A 19,704-nucleotide genomic window follows, 5' to 3' on the forward strand; every position below is an offset into this window, starting at 1 on the left:
AAGCATCAGGGGAGGCTCCGATCATTGCATCATAAGAGCCGGGTCTTAGAAGCCCTTGAAGGGGTTCGGACCCAGGGCCACCACCTGCTCGACAAAGCCGTTGACGATTTCAGGCAGCTTGTCTGCCTCGTCGATGGCGATCTCGAACTGGGCCACGCGCTCTTCCTCGAGGGCGAGGGAGGCCAGGGCGTCGCCGATCTTCTTCATACGGACATCGGCCAGCTCAGAGCCCTTGACGAAGTGGCACTGGTAGTCGTCCCCGTGCTTGCAGCCGAGGAGGAAGACACCGTCCATACCCTGGGAGAGGGCGTCCTTGATCCAGACCACGTTGACGGAACCCAGACAACGAACCGGGATGAAGCGAATCTGGGCGTCAACGCCGAGCTTCTTCATGGCGGCCATGTCCAGGGCGGGCAGGGCGTCGTTCTCGCAGATCAGGCCCAGGATACGCATGGGGGGCTCGTAGTAGTCGTCCTCGGAGGGAACCCAGACGGACTTGACCTGGGAGCCCACGGAGTCGATGCTGTAATCGGCAAAGCCGATGATACGCTCGGGGCAGGCACCCATGCAGGTACCGCAACGACGGCAACGCGTGGGGTTGGGTTTCGGGGTCCCGCGCTCGTCGTCGTCCAGGGCGCCGAAGGGGCATTCTTCGGTGCAGCGCTTGCACTGGGTACAGCGCTGGAAGAAGAAGTCCGGGAAGGTCATGTCCCCGCTTCGGGGGTGCACGGCCACGCCGCGGTTGACGGACTCAAGGCACTGGATGGCCTTGAGGGCCGCACCGGAGGCATCTTCGATGGACTCTTCCATGGTCTGGGCCCGACGGATGGCGCCGGCGGCGTAGATGCCGGTGCGCTGGGTTTCGTAAGGGAAGCAGATGAAGTTGGAGTCTGCGTACCCGTCGAAGATGTCGTTGTCGCGGAAGCCGGGGCCCTGGCGGTAGGCCAGGTTGATGACGGCGTCGTCCACGGTGACGGGGACCATGCCGGCGGCCACGACCACGAGGTCGGCCTTTACCTTGAGGCTGTCGCCCAAAAGGGTGCCGTTGGCTTCAACGGTAAAGGCTTTGCCTTCTTTGGTAACGGAGGCGATGTCGCCCTTGGTCATGAAGACCCCGTTGTCCTGCTGCATGCTCTTGTAGAACTCCTCGGTAAGACCGGGGGTGCGCATGTGCTGGTAGAAGATGTATGCCTTGCCGTCTTCGTAGTCTTCGCGGACGTACTTGGCCTGCTTCAGGGCCACGAGGCTGGTAACGGAACCGGCGTACTCGAAGTCGCGGTCGCTGCCGGCACCGGGGCTCTGGATGAAGACCACGTTTTTGGCCTCTTTGCCGTCAGAGGGGCGAGTCAGCTTGCCTGCGGCTGCCATCTCTTCAAACTGGGCGTTGGTGATCACGTCCGGATCGTCGATGGAGAGGTGGGGGTATGACTCGGCGGTGAGCTCGGCGGGGCGCCAGCCGGCGGCCAGGATCACGGCACCGAATTTTTCCCCTTCGGGGTCGAGGTGGAGGATGTCCTCACGGCCTTCGTTGTACTCTTTGTACTTTTCAGCCAGGGACTCGGCGTCCAGCTCGTTGCCGGCCTCGTCCACCTTCATCTCATCGGGAAGGGGGAAGGGCACGTCAAAGGGGATCTTCTCGCCGGGCTTTTTAAGGGTCACGGTGAAGTCACCGGGCTGGCCGGCGATACGGGCCACCACCGTGCTGGTCTTGACGGTGATGTTGGAGAAGCCGTCAAGCTTGGCGAGGGTGTCGCCGATGACCGGAGGCAAGAGCTCGGTGTAGGGCTCGCCCTGGGGCATCTGCTTGCGCATCTTGGCTGCCCAGCCGCCCAGCTTGGCCTCTTTTTCCACGATGGTGACATCGGCGCCGGTTTTGGCTGCGTCGATGGCCGCGTTGATACCGGTGATGCCGCCGCCGATAACCAGGATTTTGTTGCTCTGGTTCTCAAGCTTGAAGGGCTCGGGCTGCTCGATTTTTTCGAGACGTGCCAGGCTCATGCGCATGTAGTCGTTGGCGGCCAGCTGGATGTTGTCCACAAAGTAATCGTCGTCTTCGGGGCCTTTGGCCGGGTACTTCTCGCGGCTCATGCTCCAGACCACCTGCTCGCGGATGCTGGCGCGGTCCACCAGGCAGTCGTCCCACTTGAAGATGTCGTAGTTGACCCGGCGAGAGCAGGCGTTGATGGACAGTGCGTTGACGCCGTCTTTGACGTCGGCGTTGAGCATCTCAAGGCCCTCTTTGCCGCAGAGGCATTCGTGACGCTTGACGGTGTAGCCCTCGTCCTCAGCCACACCCGCCAGCTCGTCAATATTGAGGACATCGCCGATTCCACAACCTGTGCAGATATATACACCATATTTTTTTGCCATGGTTATTTACCTCCCTACTACGGTTTGAATCGCTTTCAGGGCCATACCTGTAGCATTCTGGTTGGAAGAGACAACGTCAGCGGGCTTGTTGGCACAGCCGCACCCGAACATGCCGCCCTTGTCATAATCGTTGATGATGAAGCCGTTGTCGTTGAAGGTGAGATCCGCCTGGGGCTTGTCTGTTGCAAGGCTGGGCTCCATGCCCGTGGCCAGGACAACCATGTCGGCCGTCTGGCGCACTTTTTTGCCGGTGACGGCGTTTTCAGCCACCACGGTGACGCAGCCGTTGTCGGCCTCAGCCACTTCGGCCACCTTGCCCTTGACGAAGAAGACCTTCTCGTCTTCCTTGAGCTTGTTGTAGAATTTTTCGTAGCGCTGGCCCGGTGCGCGGAGGTCGATGTAGTAGATGGTGACCTCGCAGTCGGGGTACTGCTCGCGCAGGTACGTGGCGTGCTTGAGGGAGGCCATGCAGCAGATGTAGGAGCAGTAGGGCAGGTGGTTCTCATCCCTGGAGCCTGCGCACTGCACGAAAACCACGGATTTCGGGGCTGCATCGTCCGAGGGACGAACGATCTTCCCTTCGGTGGGGCCGGTGGAGGAGGCCATGCGCTCCAGCATCATGTTGGTGATAATGTTCTGGTGGCGACCGAAGCCCAGGTTGTCGATGCGGGTGGCGTCGTAGGGCTTCCATCCGGTGGCCCAGACCACGGAGGCCACCTTCACGGTGGTGGTGGTCTCGGTCATGGAAAAATCAATGGCTCCGTACTTGCAGGCCTCTTCGCACTTCTTCTTGTCGTCGGCGCTGATGTACTCGCTGATGACGTACTTGGCGGGGAAGGCCATGGGGTGGGGCAGGTAGGCTGCCTTGGTGCGATCCATCCCAAAGTTGAGCTCGTTTTCGATTTCACCTTCACACGCTTCGGCGCAGGCGCCGCAGCCGGTGCAGTTGTCGTTGACGTAGCGGGGGCGGGTTTTCAGGGTCACCTCGTAGTTGCCGGGGGTCCCTTCGACCTTCACCACTTCGGTCATGGTCTGCACGTGAATGGCAGGGTTGTCCTTGATCCGGCGGAAGTTGATTTCAAGCCCGCAGGTGGGAGGACAGAGTTTGGGGAAGTACTGGTTCAACTGGAGAACACGCCCGCCGAGGTAGGCGTTTTTTTCAACCAGGATGACCTCGTGGCCGGTTTCAGCGGCTTCGAGGGTGGTGGTCAGTCCGCTGATCCCACCGCCAACGACCAAAATGCTTGCACTAGCAGGGGCTGCTTTGTCGATTGTCATGCTATCCCTCCATGCATAAATGTTTATAAACTGTCGAAACCATCGTATTCGCTACTCTTTTTTGTGAACTCCGGGGACAAGATGGTGCTGTTCACCTTCTCCTTGGTCACCTTGGTGTGCGTGTCCACATTCCGTCGGGCTCCGGCGTAAGGGCTGAAGCCCGCAAAAATCTGGACACAACATTTCGGCGAAGGAAAAAGTGTTTACAACAAAAAAATAAATTCAGTCCCATGAAAGAGCGCGGGGCATTAAAAAAAGCCTCCAGACATCGCAAGGGACATCTGGAGGCTTATTTAAGCTACTTCATCACAGCTTCCCTTAGAATTACTTCATGGGGATGATTCTGTGGTAAGGCTCTTTCTTCATGGTCCACTCGTCGGACTTCCTGTCGTAGGCAGAGTTAACGAAGCAGAACCACTCTTCATCATCCTGGCCGGGGAAGTCTGCCTGGTAGTAGAAACCGGGGTAACGGGTCTCTTTACGGAACTGGATGTGCCGTACGTGAGCTTCTACGGTGTAGAGACGGTGGAAGATTTCCCAGCAGCGCATCAGCTCGTGCAGGTCGCCGGCTGCGAGTTTTTCGCAGTCTTCGTGCATCATCTTGAGCAGGTCGTCGATGAGGATTTCGAGGGCCTTGGAGCTGGTCTGGTAGTAAGTGGCCGTACCACCGCCGTACTCGTTGGTGGCCTTCATGAGACGAAGGGCCATGCCGTCGGGCTTGCAGTAGTTGGGGTTCACGTTCTGCGCAGTGGTGAACTCGCTGTTGTCGAGGTAAGTACGGACGGGCTTCCATACGAGGTCGACGAGCTCTTCTTTGGTCTCGGCCAGTTCAGGCTTGAAGGGGTTGTCAGTGATGTACTGAACCATGCCCTTGGCAGCCACACGACCTTCGTAGTGAGAACCGGAAGAGAACTTGTGACCGGAGCAGCCAACGCCGTCGCCAGCGGTGAAGAGGCCGGGAACGGTGGTCATACGGTTGTAGACCTTGTCGCCGACGCCCCACTTGTATGAATCGGGTACCCAGTCCTCATCGGGACCGGAGCACCAGAGACCGCAGCAACCGGAGTGAGAACCGAGGAGGTACGGTTCGGTCGGCATGATCTCGGAGTCTTTCTTCTCGGGCTCGGTGTTGGTGGCGCACCAGAGGTTGGCCTGGCCGCAGGTCATGTCAAGGAAGTCTTCCCAAGCTTCGGACTCGAGGTGCTTGAGCTCTTTCTTGTCCATGGTCTCGCCGAGTTTCTGCAGGGCGTTGGTGGTCTTCATGATGATGGGACCACGACCGGCCTTCATCTCGAAGAGCATCAGGTGGTTACGCAGACAGGTCGGAGTGATGGCTGCGGTGCCGTAAGGGGCGTAGTTTGCCAGCTCTTCCTTGGAGCGGTCGGTGGCGGCGTAGTTTTCGCCGATACCGTTTTCAAGGTGAGCCTTGAAGAGGAGGAACCAAGCACCCACGGGGCCGTAACCGTCTTTGAAACGGGCGGGGGTGAAACGGTTTTCCATCATGGAGAGCTCAGCACCTGCACGGAGACACATGGTGTAGGTAGAACCTGCGTTCCATACGGGGTACCATGCACGACCTTTACCTTCACCAACGGAACGGGGCTGGTAGATGTTAACCGCGCCGCCGCAGGCACACATCATGGTCTGGCACTTGATGATGTAGACTTTGTTTTCTCGGGTGGAGAAACCAACGGCGCCGGCGATCTTCTTGGGATCGTTTTTGTCGTTGAGAAGCTCGACGATGAAAACACGCTCAAGGATGTTCTCTTCACCGAGGGCCTTTTTGGCTGCTTCGGCAACGATACGCTTGTAGGATTCACCGTTGATCATGATCTGCCACTTACCGGTACGAACAGGAGTGGCGCCATCTTTAAGGAGGCCCATCTTGAGGCCCTTTTTGCCGTCCATGCTCTTGCCGTCGGCAGACTTCTTCCACATGGGGAGGCCCCACTCTTCGAAGAGGTGAACGGAGTCGTCCACGTGGCGGCCTACGTCAAAGGAGAGGTCTTCACGGATGATACCCATGAGGTCGTTACGGACCATGCGGGTGTAATCGTCGGGGGTGTTCTCGCCGATGTAGGTGTTGATGGCGGAGAGGCCCTGAGCAACCGCACCGGAACGCTCCATGGCGGCCTTGTCAACGAGAAGGATCTTGGTGTCGTCGCTGGCCCACTTTTTGACCTCAAAGGCCGTACCGCAGGCAGCCATGCCGCCGCCAACAATCAGAATATCCACTTCCATTTCGACGACTTCAGGGTCGCGAACAGCTTTCAGTTCTCCCAAAGGCTTGTTAGGTAATGCCATTGTCATTTCCTCCTAAAAAGAAATTTTTTGAATCGTAATCAGAAACACCTTCGTGGTGACCAAAAAGACTTATGCAAGCTCAAGGGGCTGTGCAAGGGTCTTGCCGTCCGCTTCCTCAGTGGAGAGGAGGGCAGAGCTGAGGTCTTTGCCTTTGAGGCCTTCGTAGGCATTGGCGGAACCTTCGGCGGTGGTTCGGATGGGGAACTTGAAGCGTTTGACGACACCGTTACGGAACTTACAGGTCCACATGATGTCCTCGGTGCCCATCATGGGCATGATGCTGGAGCCCATGGGCACGAAGTCGGAGTAGCCGCGTACTTCAATGGCCTGTGAGGGGCAGATTTTAACGCAGGAAAAGCACTCCCAGCACTGATCGGGCTCCTGGTTGTAGGCCTTCATGGCAGTGGGGTCCAGAACCATCAAGTCGTTGGGGCAGATGTACATACATGCTGTCTTCTCCCCGCCTTTGCAACCGTCACATTTTTCAGCGATTACATAGCTTGGCATTTGCTATACCTCCCTGATAGGGCATTGATCACCTGTTCAATGCCTCGTTAACTTTTGGCGAAACTCCCAAAATGGAGGTATCGCCACTGACACTGTTGCCTGAGGTGTTACACCTCTTGGCTACGATAATAAAAAAAATTATGTATCCGCAGAGTTCGTCCTCTCCGCCGATATATAATGTTCTTCTCAAATTGCTTTATTCTAATAGGTGATAGTGTCTATCAATCCTACTTCCCATGATAATAATTAAGCTGCAAAGTATCACCGGGTCTGACCCTTGTCAACCATTTTTAGAGGCTGAAATTCCCAGAAAAAAGAGCTATCTACTGTGTTTTTCGTGGTATTTCCACATCTTCTATAATGAGTGGTAGTTCATACCAGATATAGGTATCTGTCGGATTTTAAATGGAAAGCGTTGCACGGGGATGAGGGGGGCGGAGCGTGAGGTAACATCTCTAAGATGCGGGGGTTTATGGTGCTTTTCAAGGAATAAATTTTGGGTTGTTAAAAGGAATTTATCATAAGTCGGCGTGAACGATGTTCTAGTAAATCAATAATTTTGAAGGTTTCCATCAGTGAATTGACGTTCAGTCCCGGGGCCACCCCTCAGGCGGTCTTGACATTGGTACCGGGCTGGGGGACCATGGTGCCTCCGGAGCGATGCCGCACCGGGGCCGGGAGGGGTTCTTTCCGGCACAAGGCTCAAGAAATACAGTCGGGATGCGGTGCCGCCATACCCAATGGGGCGGGGTCGGTCCCGGCACAATATGTTTTGGGGGGCATGGCCCCGGACGGAGGTGTTATGAGCGGTGAACCACAGTTTATTGGAATCGACGAATCCTTTACCTTTGCATGCGGCGCCCAAAAAGGGTGTTTCAACCAGTGCTGCTGCGATCTCAACCAGTTTCTCTACCCATACGACATCCTCCGGTTGAGCCGGGCCCTCAAGATGTCCACCCGCGAGTTCCTCGATACCTATACCTTTATATACACAGGGGATAGCACCGGCCTCCCCGTGGTCTCTTTTAAAACATCCACCAGGGAACACAACGCCTGTCCCTTTGTGACCGACAAAGGCTGCGCCGTGTATGACGACCGCCCGGCCTCCTGTCGCTTCTTTCCCCTGGCCCGTGCCCTGGCCCGCTCCCGGGAAGACGGCTCGATCACCGAATACTTTGCCGTCATCGAAGACCCCATCTGCGAGGGCTTCATCGGCGGGGAGGTGTGGACCCCGAGACGCTGGATGGAAAGCCAGGGCCTTGTGGCCTACAACGAGCACAACGACCGAATGATGGAGCTTATCAGCCTCAAGCAGCAGCACATGCCCGGCCGACTGGAAGGAGATGACCGCAAGGCCTTCGAACTCGCCTGCTACGATCTCGACGGTTTCCGAGGCCAGGTGGCCGACGGGACCATCTCCCTGGATGCGGACCGCAAACAAGCTGTTCTTGATGACGACGAAGCCCTCCTCGGTGAGGCCATGGGCTGGATCCGGGAGCGCCTCTTCGGCACCCGACGGGCGTCGTGATGTAAAGCTCGGAAATGGTCAATGTGTTAACGTGGGTGATACAAAGCATGCCTCCGGCGGCCAGGGGATGATCCCCTGGACCCCAGGTTGGGATGCTTTTCCCCTCGTTCCTCGGGGAAAAACATCCGCAGAGATGTTCATAAAGTCACCCCAAACCTGTTTGTCAAACTTTTCAAAAGTTTGGCCCCCGGCAGGGCCGCCGGAGGCGTTTTTCGTGTTTTGCCTATGTCTGGCTGTGGGCTGACTGAAAGGGGATTTGAAAGATGACTGACGAACGTGTGGCGTTGGTGTTGGGGGCGGTGAAGGGGATTGGCCGGGAGATCGGGCTCTCTTTGGCCCGCCGCGGGATTCGGACGGTGTTGACCTGGCACGACTGGGAGGAGAGCCTTCCGGCCATGGAGGCTGCCTTTGCCGAGGTGGGGTGCGACCATGAAATCGTTCGCGTGGACTTAACCGACACCGAGGCGGTGCCGGGGCTTATCAAGCGCGTAATTGACCGCTTCGGGCGACTGGACATCCTCATCAACAACATCGAGCGGGGCGGCATGCCCGTGGTCCACGGCACCTACACAAAGAATCAGTGGGAGCTGGAGGTGGCCACCACCCTCACGGCCAAGCGCTGGGTGTTTGAATCGGCCTTGCCGTATTTGAATCAGGCTCCGGACGGATGCGTGGTGAACCTTACGTCCATTGCGGGGATGGTGGGGCGAAGCGGTCCTGCCAGCTACCTGTTTAACGAGGGGTATTCCGCCCTGAATCGTGGCATCTCCCTGCTCACCGAAACCTGGGCCCGTCTTGGCGCACCCAATGTCCGGGTCAACGAGCTGATGCTGGGGGTTATGGACACCCGTCACGGCAAAGAGACTAGAGGCTGGGGCATGCACCCGGACAAGGTCAAAAAGGGTCTGGTGGACCATACCCTTCTGGGCCGCACCGGCACACCGGACGATGTGGTAAAGGCCGTGAACTTCCTCGCGTTTGATGCCCCTTTTATGACGGGTTCCGTCATTCGCCTCGACGGCGGGTATGTCCTGGGTGGAGATCGGGTGTGGGAGATGCCGGAAGGAGTGGAAAAGCTGTAATGCAAGCCTCCGGCGGCAAGGTGTGCCACCTTGAAAGCAGATGGCGGATGTGATTTGCCCCTCGTTCCTCGGGTCAAATCACATCCGCATTTATAACGGTATTCATGTAACTGTTGTTTGTGACCTATTTGTTGAACTTTTTAAAAGTTTAGCCCCCGGCAGGGCCGCCGGAGGCACCCGCTTTTATTTTATGTGGATCGTTTTTGACGGCATGCCCAGGAGGACGGCCCGGATCCATTCGAAACCGAACTTCATGACGGTCACGTCATCCCTTCTCAGTTTCATCTTAAGATCGTTTTTGATTTTGCAGCGCTTTAAAAACGAGCTTCCAAAGATAAATTCCCTGAAATCATCCGCGTTGTAGGCGGCCATGAAGGCCATTTTGGCGCGCTGGCCCTTGGGGCCTTCTGCGCCCCAGGGGTTGCCGGAGAGCAGGGTTTCCACCTCGCCCCAGAGTTCGTTCATGGCGTTGTGTTTTTCGGCGTTCTGGTCTTTTTGCCACGCCTCCGGAGTCAGCTCCTGCTCTTCGTCGATGCCACGACAAAAAGAGGGGGGGCGAAGGAAGAGGACACGCTCTCTTGTGCCCTCTGCGTTGTAGTAGACTCCGTGTTCGCAGGGGAAGGTGCGGCAGGTGTCCGGGCGGAATTCATAGGCTGTGCAGCCGGCCTCGGAGAGAAAGACGCAGGTGGCTTCGTCGTTGTCGTTCATGCGGAGCAGGAGCTCGGGGAGGGCCTTTCCTTCTCTGAGTACGGCATCGGTGTATTGGTCGATGAATTCTCCGGCCGTGATGTTCAGGCCCTGCTTGAGGCGCAGCACATCGTAGGGACTCAGGAAAAGATTGAGGTTGCGGCAGCAGCGGTTGAAGCATTCAAGGCCTGCGTGGCAGCGGAACCGGAAGGTTTCGCCCTCTTTGATGCGGCCTTCAAGGCCGTCCAGGGTGGGTGTATCAAGGTGTTTCATGGGCTTATGGTCTCCGGCGGATCGCCTTTTTTAATTAAAGCAGGATCATCTCGGCGATGGTGAGTCTCAGTCGGTCGGCAAAGCCTGTCTCTTCCCTCAGCTCCTTTTCAAGGATGGCCATCTCCCGGTAAAGGGGCGTGCGGTTCAGGGGCAGGCTTTGGGTGTCGGCCTGTTCGTATCGGGCGCATCCAGGGCCGTCGATGACGGTGCCGTCGGGCCGTTCAAGGATGTGGGCGACGCCGTGGAGCCGGCAGACCATGGGGCGATGCTCATAGAGGATGCACTGTCCCTCTTCCATGAGGGGGCAGGGGACCTTTTCATCCCGTTCGCCGTTGGCTCGCTGGTGGAGCAGGGGTGCGGCTTCCTGGGCCCGGAAAGTGACGGTGGCAAGGGTCTCTTCCGGCAGGGTGGCAAGGCCCTCTTTCAGGTAGAAGAGTTCCATGAGGGTGTGGTGATAAAACAGGGAGAGGCAGCAGTTGTCCTCGCAGCCTGCGCAGGTGAACCCGCTTGTCGATGCGGCCGCAGCATAGCTGCGATCCATTTTATCGAAAAGGTGCTTGATCCGGTGGGCCCATTCGGGGTTGTCGATTTTGATCAGGGGGCGGGTTCTGTTCATGGGTGTTTTTGCCTTGTGTCTCGTGTATGGGGCCTCGGTTGGTTGTGCGGGCCCATTGTGGTTTATACCAGCGACGACGGAAAAAAGTGGCGCTCGTAAAGTTCCAGGGCGTATCGGTCGGTAATGCTGGCGATGAAGTCGCAGACGGAGCGTTCTTTGGAGCGGATCGTGTTGTGGTTCGGCATTTCCAGGGCGGCCAGCTCGTGTGAGAAGATGGTCTCGTTGGTGTCCTGGAGAAAAAAGGTGTAGAGCTCCCTCAGGATCTTTTTGGATTTGACGAACTCGTTGTGGACCTGCGGAGACCGGTAGACGTTGTGGTAGAGGAAGTTGCGCAGCTCGTCCATGGCCCGGTGCACCTCGTCGGTGATCTGGAGCTTCAGCTCTCCGTTTTCCGGGTGGGAGGCGTAGATGAGGTCCCGGACCATGGTGGTGGCCCGCTCCGGGTGGTTGCTGCCGAGGACCCGGACACATCGTTCGGGGATCTGCTCTTTGCAGATGACCCCGCTTCGGATGGCGTCGTCCAGGTCGTGGTTCAGGTAGGCCATGATGTCGGCCACCCTTACCACCTGACCTTCTGCGGTGCAGGCCTTTTCCCGTTTGGACTCCGGGATGATGGTGCCGTATCCCTTGGAGTGCTTAAGGATGCCGTCGCGCACTTCCAAGGTGAGGTTGAGCCCCGCCCCGTTTTTTTCCAGGATGTCGATGACCCGAAGGCTCTGGATGGGATGGGAGAAGTTGCCGGAGTAGATCTCCTTCAGGACCGTCTCGCCGCTGTGGCCGAAGGGGGTGTGGCCGAGGTCGTGGCCCAGGGCGATGGCCTCGGTGAGGTCTTCGTTGAGACGCATGGCGCGGGCCACGGCCCGTGCAATCTGGGCCACTTCAAGGGTGTGGGTGAGGCGCGTGCGGTAGTGCTCCCCCAGCGGGGAGAGAAAGACCTGGGTTTTGTGTTTCAGGCGTCTGAAGGCGTTGCAGTAGACGATGCGCTCCCGGTCGCGTTGAAAGTCGCTCCGGATGGGGCAGGCCTCTTCCTCGCGTACCCGGCCCCTGGACTGCGAGCTGGGCAGCCCGTAGGGGGAGAGAAAGCTCTCCTCCCTTTTTTCGAACTCTTCACGTGATGTCATGATGGCCTTGTCCCTCTTTTCAGAACCATCTCGGGTGGCGTGCAATGCGCCGGAAACGAGCGGCTGGTCGGGGCTTGCATGTGGTGCCCCCTTTGCACTGGATGCGAGCGGCCATGGCGCACCATGGCAAAATAAAATAACCTTTATATAACAGGTTGAGGGGTAAATACAAGGTGAAGCCCTGAAAGCCGCAGTGTGGGCGCCTTTGGCAGGGCTTTTGTCCGAGGGGTGCCTCCGGCGGGTCGCTTTTTGAAAAAAGCTCCGCAAAAACGTTCCGGTAATTAAATAAAGAAGAGGGGCTATGTCTTGTAGGGACGCATCCTCAAAAAACAAAACCTGTTTGTCAAACGTTTCAGAAGTTTGGCCCCCGGCAGGGCCGCCGGAGGCAATGCCTGAATGTCTTTGCCCCGGGGGGAGGCGCGGCAATTCTTGTTTCGTCCTGCTGAATCGGTTAAGCTGAAAGATGGTCAAAGGGATTTGATGGTCGAGGAGGCGCATATGAGCGAAGGTCATCACCTGATTCTGGGGACGCTGACGGACTGCCTGACGGGCAAAACATTGACGGATACCCATGACGAGCGGTATCGCCAGAAAATTGCCCGGCATCTTATGGATGTGTGCGGGTTTGCCCCGGATGAGATCGATGCGTCCCGGGTTGTGGAGGTGGGGGCCGGGGAGAAGAAGGCCCGGTTTCCTGTGGATTTTATCGTTTCGTCGGGTGGGGTCGCGGCCATGGTGGTCCGCTACCGGCCAGGCTCCATTGTCACCCGCCACCGCTCGGGCCAGGCCCTGTGCCTGGTGCTGGCTCCCCATGAGATTCCTGTGGTGGTGGTGACCAACGGAGAGGACGCCGATGTGCTGGACGCCGTCACCGGGAAGGTGAAGGGGAGCGGATTCGATGCGATCCCCGGCAGGGGCGAGCTTGAGGCCCTGGTTTCGGAGGCGCCCATGGCGCCGGTGCCGGAGCGGCGCAGGGAGATGGCCCTTCGGCTTCTCCATGCCTGCGAGGTGGATGACAGCTGTCCCTGCGATACCACCATCTGCAGGCTGGAATGATGGTTTTTTGTGGTAACTATTCAGCTTATGCCTCCGGCGGGTCGCTTTTTTGAAAAAAGCTCCGCAAAAAACGTTGCGGTAAATGCCTTGATAAATGAAAAAATATGAGGGACTGTGACCAGTTAGGGCTCTCGCTTCAAAAAAACAAAACCTGTTTGACAAACGTTTTAAATGTTTGGCCCCTGGCAGGATCGCCGGAGGCAAAAAAATTAAATTGGGAGTGTGAGTGTGTCTGAAGACGATGTCCGTTGGATGGAGGTCGCCCTTGGTGAGGCCCGAAAGGCCCTTGAGGGAGGGGATTTTCCTGTAGGGTGCGTGGTTGTGTCAGGGGGGCGTGTGGTGGCCACGGGGCGACGAAGCGGCACGGCCGCAGGGCCCGGGAACGAGCTGGACCACGCCGAGGTGACGGCCCTGAGGAGCCTTCTGGAGTCCGGGGGGCTTGCCCAGGGGGCCAAGGCCACGCTGTATTGTACCATGGAGCCTTGCCTGATGTGCTTTGGGGCGATTCTGCTCAGCGGGGTCTCCCGTGTGGTGTGGGCCTATGAAGACGCCATGGGGGGCGGGGCGTCCTGTGACCTTTCCAGTGTTGGGCCCCTGTATGCCCAGTCCGGGGTCGAGGTCCGGGGGCGCGTCCTTCGGGAGGAGAGCCTGGCGCTGTTCAAGGCGTTTTTTGCCAACCCGGACAACGGGTACTGGAAGGACAGCTTCCTGGAGCGGTACACCTTAGAGGCCGTGTGATGTTCCGGGCCCTGTTGTTCCCTGTGGTTTCAGGGATTAACAACCCGGAAAAAGTAACTTTTTTCTTGCATTTGTGCCAAATCTTCTATAAATAGAACGTTTGTTGATGATACATTATCCGCAAAATAGACTGTGATTGCGGAATGATAGCTTGAAACAGTAGACCACGAGGAGGAGAACATAGCTAACCGCAGCAAAATCAACGTCAACAACAAGATCAGAGCAAGAGAAGTGCGCGTTATCGGTTCCGACGGAACCCAGCTTGGCGTGCTTCCCATTCAGAAGGCATTGAACACAGCCGCTGAAGGCGGACTCGATCTTGTTGAGGTGGCACCGAACTCGAATCCTCCTGTTTGCAAGATTATGGATTTTGGTCGTTTCAAGTACGAAGAGACCAAGAAGCGGCAGGAGGCCAAGAAGAAGCAGAGCTCCTTCCAGATGAAGGAGATCAAGGTCCGGCCCAAGACAGGTGACCATGACCTGCAGACCAAGGTCGGTCACATCAAAAAGTTTATCGGCAAGAAGAACAAGGTCAAGGTAACCTGCATGTTCCGCGGGCGTGAAATTACCCTCTCCGCCCTGGGACGCGAGTTGCTTGCCCGTGTCGCCGAAGAGACTGCAGACGTCGCGACGGTAGAGCAGATGCCCAAGTTTGAAGGGCGTACCATGTTCATCATCCTCGCTCCCAAGTAAGATGCCTTCGCAAAGCACAAAGGTCACCCTCCGTGGTCTTCCGGTATGCCGGAGACCTGGCCGGTGACTTGCGGCTTTTTGCGGGGTCATCATAATGCCTTCGACTCCGGGGTCCCCGTTTCCCGGTTCGGGGCGTCAACGTGATGACATTCGGCGCAGGCGGTACCGTACACGTTCGGTTCGCCTGTGGTTTTTCGGCCTTCGGGCGGCAGATGTCTGCGCCACCTTAAATGTGAAAGAGGTTTTACACCATGCCCAAGATCAAGACCAACAGAGCAGCTGCAAAGCGCTTCAAGAAGACCGGTTCCGGCAAATACAAGTTCAACAAGTCCAACTCAAGCCACATCCTTACCAAGAAGACCACCAAGCGCAAGCGGTCTCTGAGGCTTGCACAGGTTCTTGATGCAACCAACGTTAAAGCTGTCAGGAGAATGCTCCCCAACGGGTAGCTTTTCTTGAAGCAGAGGCGATTGTCCCCGCCTGGAACCCCAGCCCCTTAACGGCCGTGCCGTACGGGATCCGGAGGTCATCAGGTTCGAGCGGGCCGATCAACGGAATCGAAAATGAGATTTTGAACCGTTGCTGGACGTTTAAGGTTCAGTGCGGTCACCATCACCAGAAAAAAACGGCGGACATCACGGGCCACTGTAGGTAAACGGTCAGGCCGTGATGTAACGAAGGAGATAGAAAGACAATGAGAATTAAAAGAGGAACTAAAGCGAGGCAGCGTCGAAATAAGGTTCTTAAGCTGGCCAAAGGCTTTCGTGGCGGTCGCAGCAAACTGTTTCGCACCGCGGCCGACTCCGTAGACAAGGCGTTGATGTACGCCTACCGTGACCGCAAGCAGAAAAAACGCGAGTTCCGTAGACTCTGGATCGCCCGTATCAACGCCGGCGCGCGTATGAACGGTCTCTCCTACAGCAAGTTTATCCATGGCCTGAAGCTGGCCAACATCGATCTGGACCGTAAAGTCCTGGCTGAACTGGCCGTTTCCGACCCTGCAGCGTTTTCCGTGATTGCAGAGCGAGCGTCCCAGCAGCTTTAAGGAGATCGATTCCCTGCCACAGTCGGGTCGTGCATTGACGGCCTTGGTGCCACGCATGTCGACCCGCTCTTTCGGATGGGCCTTTTTCGGGGTAAGGCGGCCTCGCTTTCATCAAAGCACGCTGCCTTGCCTCGTTTTTTTAACAGGTCCCGACCCTCTTGAAGGTTGAGGCCATCCAAACTGGATACGTAGCGCGACCGTGGAAACTAATATCGAACAGATCTACAGTGAGGCCCTTTCCGACATTGAGGCGGCCTCCGATGAGAAAAGCGTGAAAACCCTTTCCACCCAGTATTTGGGTCGAAAGGGTTTTGTGACTCAGTACCTTAAAAATATCTCCGCCCTCCCTGCGGAGGAGCGTCCCCTGGCGGGCAAGCGGGCCAACGAGATGAAGCGCGGGCTCGAAAATGCCGTTGCAGAGCGCCTGAGCGTCCTTGTGGCCGAGGCCGAGGCGTCTGACCCGGGGATTGATGTCACCCTTCCCGGGCGCCGTGCCGAGGTCGGCTCCTTTCATCCCATCACCCGCATTGCCACGGAAATTTGTGAGATTTTTACCCGTCTCGGGTTTTCCGTGGTGGAGGGGCCCGAGGTCGAGAGCGACTACTACAACTTTGAAGCCCTCAACATTCCCAAGCACCATCCCGCCCGGGATATGCAGGATACCTTTTATATTTCGCCCGAAACCGTGCTCAGGACCCATACCTCTCCGACTCAGCCCCGCGTCATGGAAAAGAGCGAGCCTCCCGTCAGGATCATCGCTCCGGGCAAGGTGTACCGGTGTGACTCCGATTTGACCCATACGGCCATGTTCCACCAGGTGGAAGGCCTCTATGTGGACAAAGACGTCTCCTTCGGGGATTTGAAGGGCGTTCTTACCTCCTTTATCCATCAGATGTTCGATCCCGGCATCTCCCTTCGGTTCCGTCCCAGCTTTTTCCCCTTCACCGAGCCCAGCGCCGAGGTGGACATCAAGTGCGTGATCTGCCGGGGCAAGGGCTGCCGAGTCTGTTCCCATACCGGCTGGCTTGAGATTCTGGGCTCCGGCATGGTGCACCCCGCTGTTCTGGAGAACGTGGGCTACGACACCGACAAGGTGAGCGGCTTCGCCTTCGGTATGGGCATCGAGCGTATCACCATGCTCAAATACGGCGTGGATGATATTCGGAAGTATTTTGAAAACGACATCAGGTTCCTGAGGCAATTCTAAGATGAAATTCAGTCTAAGCTGGTTAAAAGAATACATACCCCTGGAGATGGGTCTCGAAGGCCTCACAGACGGGCTCACCATGGCCGGCCTGGAGGTGGACTCCGTAACCCCTCTGTATGACTCCCTTGACGGCGTGGTCGTGGCCCGGATTGTCGAGGCAAAACCCCATCCCAACGCCGATAAGCTCCGGCTCTGCCAGGTGGACGTGGGTGCCGACGAGCCCGTGGGCATCGTCTGCGGCGCGCCCAATGCAGCCGAAGGCCTTGTGGTGCCCTGCGCCCTTCCCGGCGCGGTTCTGCCCGGGGGGGTGAAGATCAAGAAGGGGAAAATCCGCGGTGAGAAGTCCGGCGGCATGCTCTGCAGCGCGCGGGAGCTTCAGCTGGACACCGATGCCTCCGGTCTCATGGAGCTCGGTACCGACCTTGTGCCCGGTACGCCCCTTAAAGAAGCCCTGGACCTGTTCGACTCCATGGTGGAGATCGACCTGACCCCCAACCGTCCCGATTGCCTCAGCGTGCTCGGTGTGGCCCGTGAAGCCGGTTCGCTTCAGGAGCCACCCGTGGCGCTTAATCGTCCGGCAGTGGCCCTTCCCGAGGCCGATGCGTCCCTGGGTACCATCGGTGATCACACCTCGGTGACCATCGAAGACGCGGATCTGTGCTGGCGGTATGCCGCCCGTCTGGTCTTTGATGTCAAGGTGGGGCCGTCTCCGGCCTGGCTCCAGCGGCGACTTCTCTCCGTGGGCCTGACACCCATCAACAACATCGTGGATATCACCAACTTCGTGATGATGGAGACCGGTCAACCCCTGCACGCCTTTGATTTTGACCGCCTTGCCGAGAACCGCATCGTGGTGAAGCGCGCAGCAGAAGGGGAGGCCTTTACCACCCTGGATGAAAAAGAGCACAAGCTCAACGCCGAGATGCTGATGATCTGCGACGGCGAGAAATCCGTTGCCATCGGCGGGGTCATGGGGGGCATGAACTCCGAGATCGAGGAGGGGACCACCCGCGTACTCCTGGAGAGCGCCTGCTTCAATCCCACCTCCGTCCGAAAGACCTCCAAGCTTACGGGGATCCATTCCGATGCGTCCCATCGTTTCGAGCGCGGCACCGACCCCGAGGGGGTTGTGTATGCCCTGGATCGGGCCACGGCCCTTATGGCAGAGCTCGGCAACGGGCGCCTGGTGGAAGGCCTCATTGACGAAAACCCCGTGCCCTATGCGCCCCGCACCATCACCGTGGACGTGGACGCCCTGAACAGGCGCCTGGGAACGTCCTTGTCGGCCGATGAGATGGCAGGATACCTTGCCCGCGTCGAATTTACCGTCACCGTTTCAGACGCCAACACCCTGGAGGTGGTTCCGCCCTCCTTCCGCGTGGACGTGGAACGGCCCGAGGATATCTCCGAGGAGATCGCCCGGCTTTGGGGGTACAACAACATCGAGACCTCCTACGCCAAGGTCGTGGCTGCCAAGGAGAGTTACCCTCCCGCTTTTGAGGCGCGTCAGGCTGTACGCGGCGCCTTTGTGGGGCTTGGCTTCAACGAAGCCGTCAACTACAGTTTTATCCGGGAAGACGCCGTGGACAGGCTGCGCCTTGCCGAGGCAGATCCCCGCAGGCGCCTGGTGACCATCCTCAACCCCATTTCCGAAGAGCAGAAGGTGATGCGAACCTCCCTTGTGCCCGGGCTTCTCTCCTCTGCCGCTCGAAACATCAGCGTCCAGGAGCGCAGCTTGCGGCTTTTCGAGGTGGGGGCTACCTTCATCGCAGGAGAAGGGGAAACCCTTCCCCAGGAGCCGGAAATGCTTGCCGGTCTTGTCACCGGTGACCGCCGGGCCGCCTCCTGGTTCGGCAAGGAAGAATCGTGCGACTTCTTCGATCTCAAGGGCGCCCTCGAAGGTTTCTTTGAGGCCCTGCATGTTTCCGGGGTTGCTTTCCGGCCCATGGCAGCGGATGATTGCAGCTATACCCGTCAGGGGTACACGGCTGAGATTCTGCTGGACGATGAGGTGATCGGTCTTGCCGGCAAGGTCCACGGCGATGTGCTGAAGAGCTTTGAGCTCAAACAGGATGTCTTTGTTTTTGAACTGGCCATGGCGCCTCTTGCGGAGCGTATCTCCGGAGATCGTCAGGCCACGGCCATTCCGAAGTTTCCCTCCGTGACGCGGGACGTGACCATCATCTGCGAGGCGTCCGTCCGCTCTGGTGATGCGGTGGCTTCCATCCTGGACGAGAAGCAGCCCCTCATTGAGCGTGCGTGGCTTCTGGATCGGTACGCCGGGGAGAACATTCCCGAAGGCAAGCAGAGCCTTACCTTCAGGGTGGTTTACCGATCTGCGGACAAGACCCTCAACGACAAGGCGGTCAATAAGATTCACACCCGGATCATGGAGATGCTGTTAAAGCGTTTCGATGCTGTCCTTCCCTGATTCCATTTAAGGCACCGACAACACAGGAACGCTGTGATCGGGCAGGAAAGGGGCGTCTTTGGCGCCCCTTTTTTTTGAGGCGCCCCGGCCTTGGGCTGGGGCGCGACGCAAACGTGGTTGCAGTGCCGAAAAGGAGGTTGGCGCGGGCTGGACGCGGTGACGGTCCGGTTACCAGGACACGCAAGGCGGGGAGGATAAAATGGGTATTGTTCCTCAGAAAAAGTATTTCAAAATCAGCGAAGTGAGCAGCCTGACGGGGCTGGAGTCCCATGTCCTGCGTTTTTGGGAGGGCGAGTTTTCCGCCATTCGTCCCAAGCGCACGGAGTCGGGGCAGCGTATGTACCGCAGGAAAGACATCGACACAATCCTTGAGATCAAGCGCCTGCTCCACGATGAGCGCTATACCATCGAAGGCGCCAAAAAAATGCTCGGGGGCAAGGGGAAGGAAAAAGACGCCGCCCCGACATCCACCCAGGATTTTCTCAAGGGGATTGTGGACGAATTGCGGCTGATTCGGGCCATGGTTTAGGCGGCACAAGGCCTCGGGCGCGGCCTCCCTGATTAATATATTGACAATACACTTTTTTTATCTTATTAGAATAGGCTGGAAATTTGAGGGAGCTGCGCGCAACGCTTGCTCCGGGGGGGTAAAACCCGCCGGTACCTGGCGTCGAAGGGTTTGGCCCTGTCGTATTTACCACCCGTGCGCCCCTTGAAATAGTCCCATTTTCGGGGCTTTTTGCTGGGTGAGCCCCGTTCCTTGAGGCC

Annotated in this window: 17 protein-coding genes; 10 read left to right on the forward strand and 7 right to left on the reverse strand. The window is 57.8% G+C overall.

Annotated features, from left to right (window positions below; genetic code table 11):
• Nucleotides 1-45 precede the first annotated feature (45 nt).
• The 4 genes from ACOYW0_RS12440 to aprB all read right to left on the reverse strand — a co-directional run bounded on the left by ACOYW0_RS12440 (nt 46) and on the right by aprB (nt 6,459).
• Nucleotides 46-2,370 carry an FAD-dependent oxidoreductase gene (locus ACOYW0_RS12440; RefSeq protein ID WP_482418734.1) on the reverse strand — a complete coding sequence of 775 codons (2,325 nt, stop codon included), beginning with the start codon at nt 2,368-2,370 and terminating at the stop codon, nt 46-48.
• Nucleotides 2,371-2,376: 6 nt separating this feature from the next.
• The gene (locus ACOYW0_RS12445) at nt 2,377-3,648 is read right to left on the reverse strand and encodes a CoB--CoM heterodisulfide reductase iron-sulfur subunit A family protein (protein ID WP_482418735.1); all 1,272 of its coding nucleotides are present in this window, start codon (nt 3,646-3,648) and stop codon (nt 2,377-2,379) included.
• A 324-nt stretch (nt 3,649-3,972) separates the two neighbouring features.
• On the reverse strand, nt 3,973-5,952 hold the full coding sequence (gene aprA, locus ACOYW0_RS12450) for an adenylyl-sulfate reductase subunit alpha (protein WP_482418736.1): 1,980 nt from the start codon (nt 5,950-5,952) through the stop codon (nt 3,973-3,975).
• Between the two features lie 69 nt (nt 5,953-6,021).
• Complete coding sequence (gene aprB / locus ACOYW0_RS12455) at nt 6,022-6,459, reverse strand: adenylyl-sulfate reductase subunit beta (RefSeq protein WP_180138576.1); 438 nt, start codon at nt 6,457-6,459, stop codon at nt 6,022-6,024.
• Nucleotides 6,460-7,261: 802 nt separating this feature from the next.
• On the opposite strand from aprB, the gene ACOYW0_RS12460 reads away from it, so the two are divergent.
• Together ACOYW0_RS12460 and ACOYW0_RS12465 are read left to right on the forward strand one after the other, a co-directional pair.
• Nucleotides 7,262-7,987 (forward strand): YkgJ family cysteine cluster protein, encoded by a 726-nt coding sequence (locus ACOYW0_RS12460; RefSeq protein WP_482418737.1) that lies wholly within the window; start codon nt 7,262-7,264, stop codon nt 7,985-7,987.
• Between the two features lie 263 nt (nt 7,988-8,250).
• Nucleotides 8,251-9,069 carry an SDR family NAD(P)-dependent oxidoreductase gene (locus tag ACOYW0_RS12465; protein WP_482418738.1) on the forward strand — a complete coding sequence of 273 codons (819 nt, stop codon included), beginning with the start codon at nt 8,251-8,253 and terminating at the stop codon, nt 9,067-9,069.
• A 183-nt stretch (nt 9,070-9,252) separates the two neighbouring features.
• On the opposite strand, the gene ACOYW0_RS12470 is transcribed toward ACOYW0_RS12465, so the two are convergent.
• From ACOYW0_RS12470 to ACOYW0_RS12480, 3 genes are all read right to left on the reverse strand, one after another.
• Complete coding sequence (locus tag ACOYW0_RS12470) at nt 9,253-10,029, reverse strand: YkgJ family cysteine cluster protein (protein ID WP_482418739.1); 777 nt, start codon at nt 10,027-10,029, stop codon at nt 9,253-9,255.
• A 34-nt stretch (nt 10,030-10,063) separates the two neighbouring features.
• Nucleotides 10,064-10,645 (reverse strand): YkgJ family cysteine cluster protein, encoded by a 582-nt coding sequence (locus ACOYW0_RS12475; RefSeq protein WP_482418740.1) that lies wholly within the window; start codon nt 10,643-10,645, stop codon nt 10,064-10,066.
• A 62-nt stretch (nt 10,646-10,707) separates the two neighbouring features.
• Nucleotides 10,708-11,766: a deoxyguanosinetriphosphate triphosphohydrolase gene (locus ACOYW0_RS12480; protein WP_482418741.1), complete on the reverse strand. Its 1,059-nt coding sequence runs from the start codon at nt 11,764-11,766 to the stop codon at nt 10,708-10,710.
• A gap of 498 nt (nt 11,767-12,264) precedes the next feature.
• Between ACOYW0_RS12480 and ACOYW0_RS12485 the strand changes: the two genes are divergently transcribed.
• The 8 genes from ACOYW0_RS12485 to ACOYW0_RS12520 all read left to right on the forward strand — a co-directional run bounded on the left by ACOYW0_RS12485 (nt 12,265) and on the right by ACOYW0_RS12520 (nt 19,465).
• Nucleotides 12,265-12,822, forward strand: a complete 558-nt coding sequence (locus ACOYW0_RS12485; RefSeq protein WP_482418742.1) for a type I restriction enzyme HsdR N-terminal domain-containing protein — start codon at nt 12,265-12,267, stop codon at nt 12,820-12,822.
• 228 nt (nt 12,823-13,050) lie between these two features.
• A complete protein-coding gene (locus tag ACOYW0_RS12490; RefSeq protein ID WP_482418743.1) occupies nt 13,051-13,560 on the forward strand; it encodes a nucleoside deaminase in 510 nt (169 codons plus the stop codon).
• 198 nt (nt 13,561-13,758) lie between these two features.
• A complete protein-coding gene (gene infC / locus ACOYW0_RS12495) occupies nt 13,759-14,253 on the forward strand; it encodes a translation initiation factor IF-3 (RefSeq protein ID WP_281374464.1) in 495 nt (164 codons plus the stop codon).
• A gap of 251 nt (nt 14,254-14,504) precedes the next feature.
• Complete coding sequence (rpmI, locus tag ACOYW0_RS12500) at nt 14,505-14,702, forward strand: 50S ribosomal protein L35 (protein WP_180138619.1); 198 nt, start codon at nt 14,505-14,507, stop codon at nt 14,700-14,702.
• Nucleotides 14,703-14,947: 245 nt separating this feature from the next.
• On the forward strand, nt 14,948-15,298 hold the full coding sequence (gene rplT, locus ACOYW0_RS12505; protein ID WP_180138621.1) for a 50S ribosomal protein L20: 351 nt from the start codon (nt 14,948-14,950) through the stop codon (nt 15,296-15,298).
• 199 nt (nt 15,299-15,497) lie between these two features.
• A complete protein-coding gene (gene pheS, locus ACOYW0_RS12510) occupies nt 15,498-16,505 on the forward strand; it encodes a phenylalanine--tRNA ligase subunit alpha (protein WP_482418744.1) in 1,008 nt (335 codons plus the stop codon).
• Nucleotide 16,506: 1 nt separating this feature from the next.
• On the forward strand, nt 16,507-18,936 hold the full coding sequence (gene pheT / locus ACOYW0_RS12515; protein ID WP_482418745.1) for a phenylalanine--tRNA ligase subunit beta: 2,430 nt from the start codon (nt 16,507-16,509) through the stop codon (nt 18,934-18,936).
• Nucleotides 18,937-19,135: 199 nt separating this feature from the next.
• A complete protein-coding gene (locus ACOYW0_RS12520; RefSeq protein ID WP_482418746.1) occupies nt 19,136-19,465 on the forward strand; it encodes a MerR family transcriptional regulator in 330 nt (109 codons plus the stop codon).
• Nucleotides 19,466-19,704 lie beyond the last annotated feature (239 nt).

This window comes from Desulfoluna sp. HI9BLuna, from assembly GCF_056829775.1.

What these genes read in the sequence shown, in the direction of transcription:
- ACOYW0_RS12440 (WP_482418734.1), bottom strand. Translation starts at nt 2,370, where the DNA reads ATGGCAAAAAAATATGGTGTATATATCTGCACAGGTTGTGGAATCGGC.
- ACOYW0_RS12445 (WP_482418735.1), bottom strand. Translation starts at nt 3,648, where the DNA reads ATGACAATCGACAAAGCAGCCCCTGCTAGTGCAAGCATTTTGGTCGTT.
- aprA (WP_482418736.1), bottom strand. Translation starts at nt 5,952, where the DNA reads ATGGCATTACCTAACAAGCCTTTGGGAGAACTGAAAGCTGTTCGCGAC.
- aprB (WP_180138576.1), bottom strand. Translation starts at nt 6,459, where the DNA reads ATGCCAAGCTATGTAATCGCTGAAAAATGTGACGGTTGCAAAGGCGGG.
- ACOYW0_RS12460 (WP_482418737.1), top strand. Translation starts at nt 7,262, where the DNA reads ATGAGCGGTGAACCACAGTTTATTGGAATCGACGAATCCTTTACCTTT.
- ACOYW0_RS12465 (WP_482418738.1), top strand. Translation starts at nt 8,251, where the DNA reads ATGACTGACGAACGTGTGGCGTTGGTGTTGGGGGCGGTGAAGGGGATT.
- ACOYW0_RS12470 (WP_482418739.1), bottom strand. Translation starts at nt 10,029, where the DNA reads ATGAAACACCTTGATACACCCACCCTGGACGGCCTTGAAGGCCGCATC.
- ACOYW0_RS12475 (WP_482418740.1), bottom strand. Translation starts at nt 10,645, where the DNA reads ATGAACAGAACCCGCCCCCTGATCAAAATCGACAACCCCGAATGGGCC.
- ACOYW0_RS12480 (WP_482418741.1), bottom strand. Translation starts at nt 11,766, where the DNA reads ATGACATCACGTGAAGAGTTCGAAAAAAGGGAGGAGAGCTTTCTCTCC.
- ACOYW0_RS12485 (WP_482418742.1), top strand. Translation starts at nt 12,265, where the DNA reads ATGAGCGAAGGTCATCACCTGATTCTGGGGACGCTGACGGACTGCCTG.
- rpmI (WP_180138619.1), top strand. Translation starts at nt 14,505, where the DNA reads ATGCCCAAGATCAAGACCAACAGAGCAGCTGCAAAGCGCTTCAAGAAG.
- rplT (WP_180138621.1), top strand. Translation starts at nt 14,948, where the DNA reads ATGAGAATTAAAAGAGGAACTAAAGCGAGGCAGCGTCGAAATAAGGTT.
- pheT (WP_482418745.1), top strand. Translation starts at nt 16,507, where the DNA reads ATGAAATTCAGTCTAAGCTGGTTAAAAGAATACATACCCCTGGAGATG.
- ACOYW0_RS12520 (WP_482418746.1), top strand. Translation starts at nt 19,136, where the DNA reads ATGGGTATTGTTCCTCAGAAAAAGTATTTCAAAATCAGCGAAGTGAGC.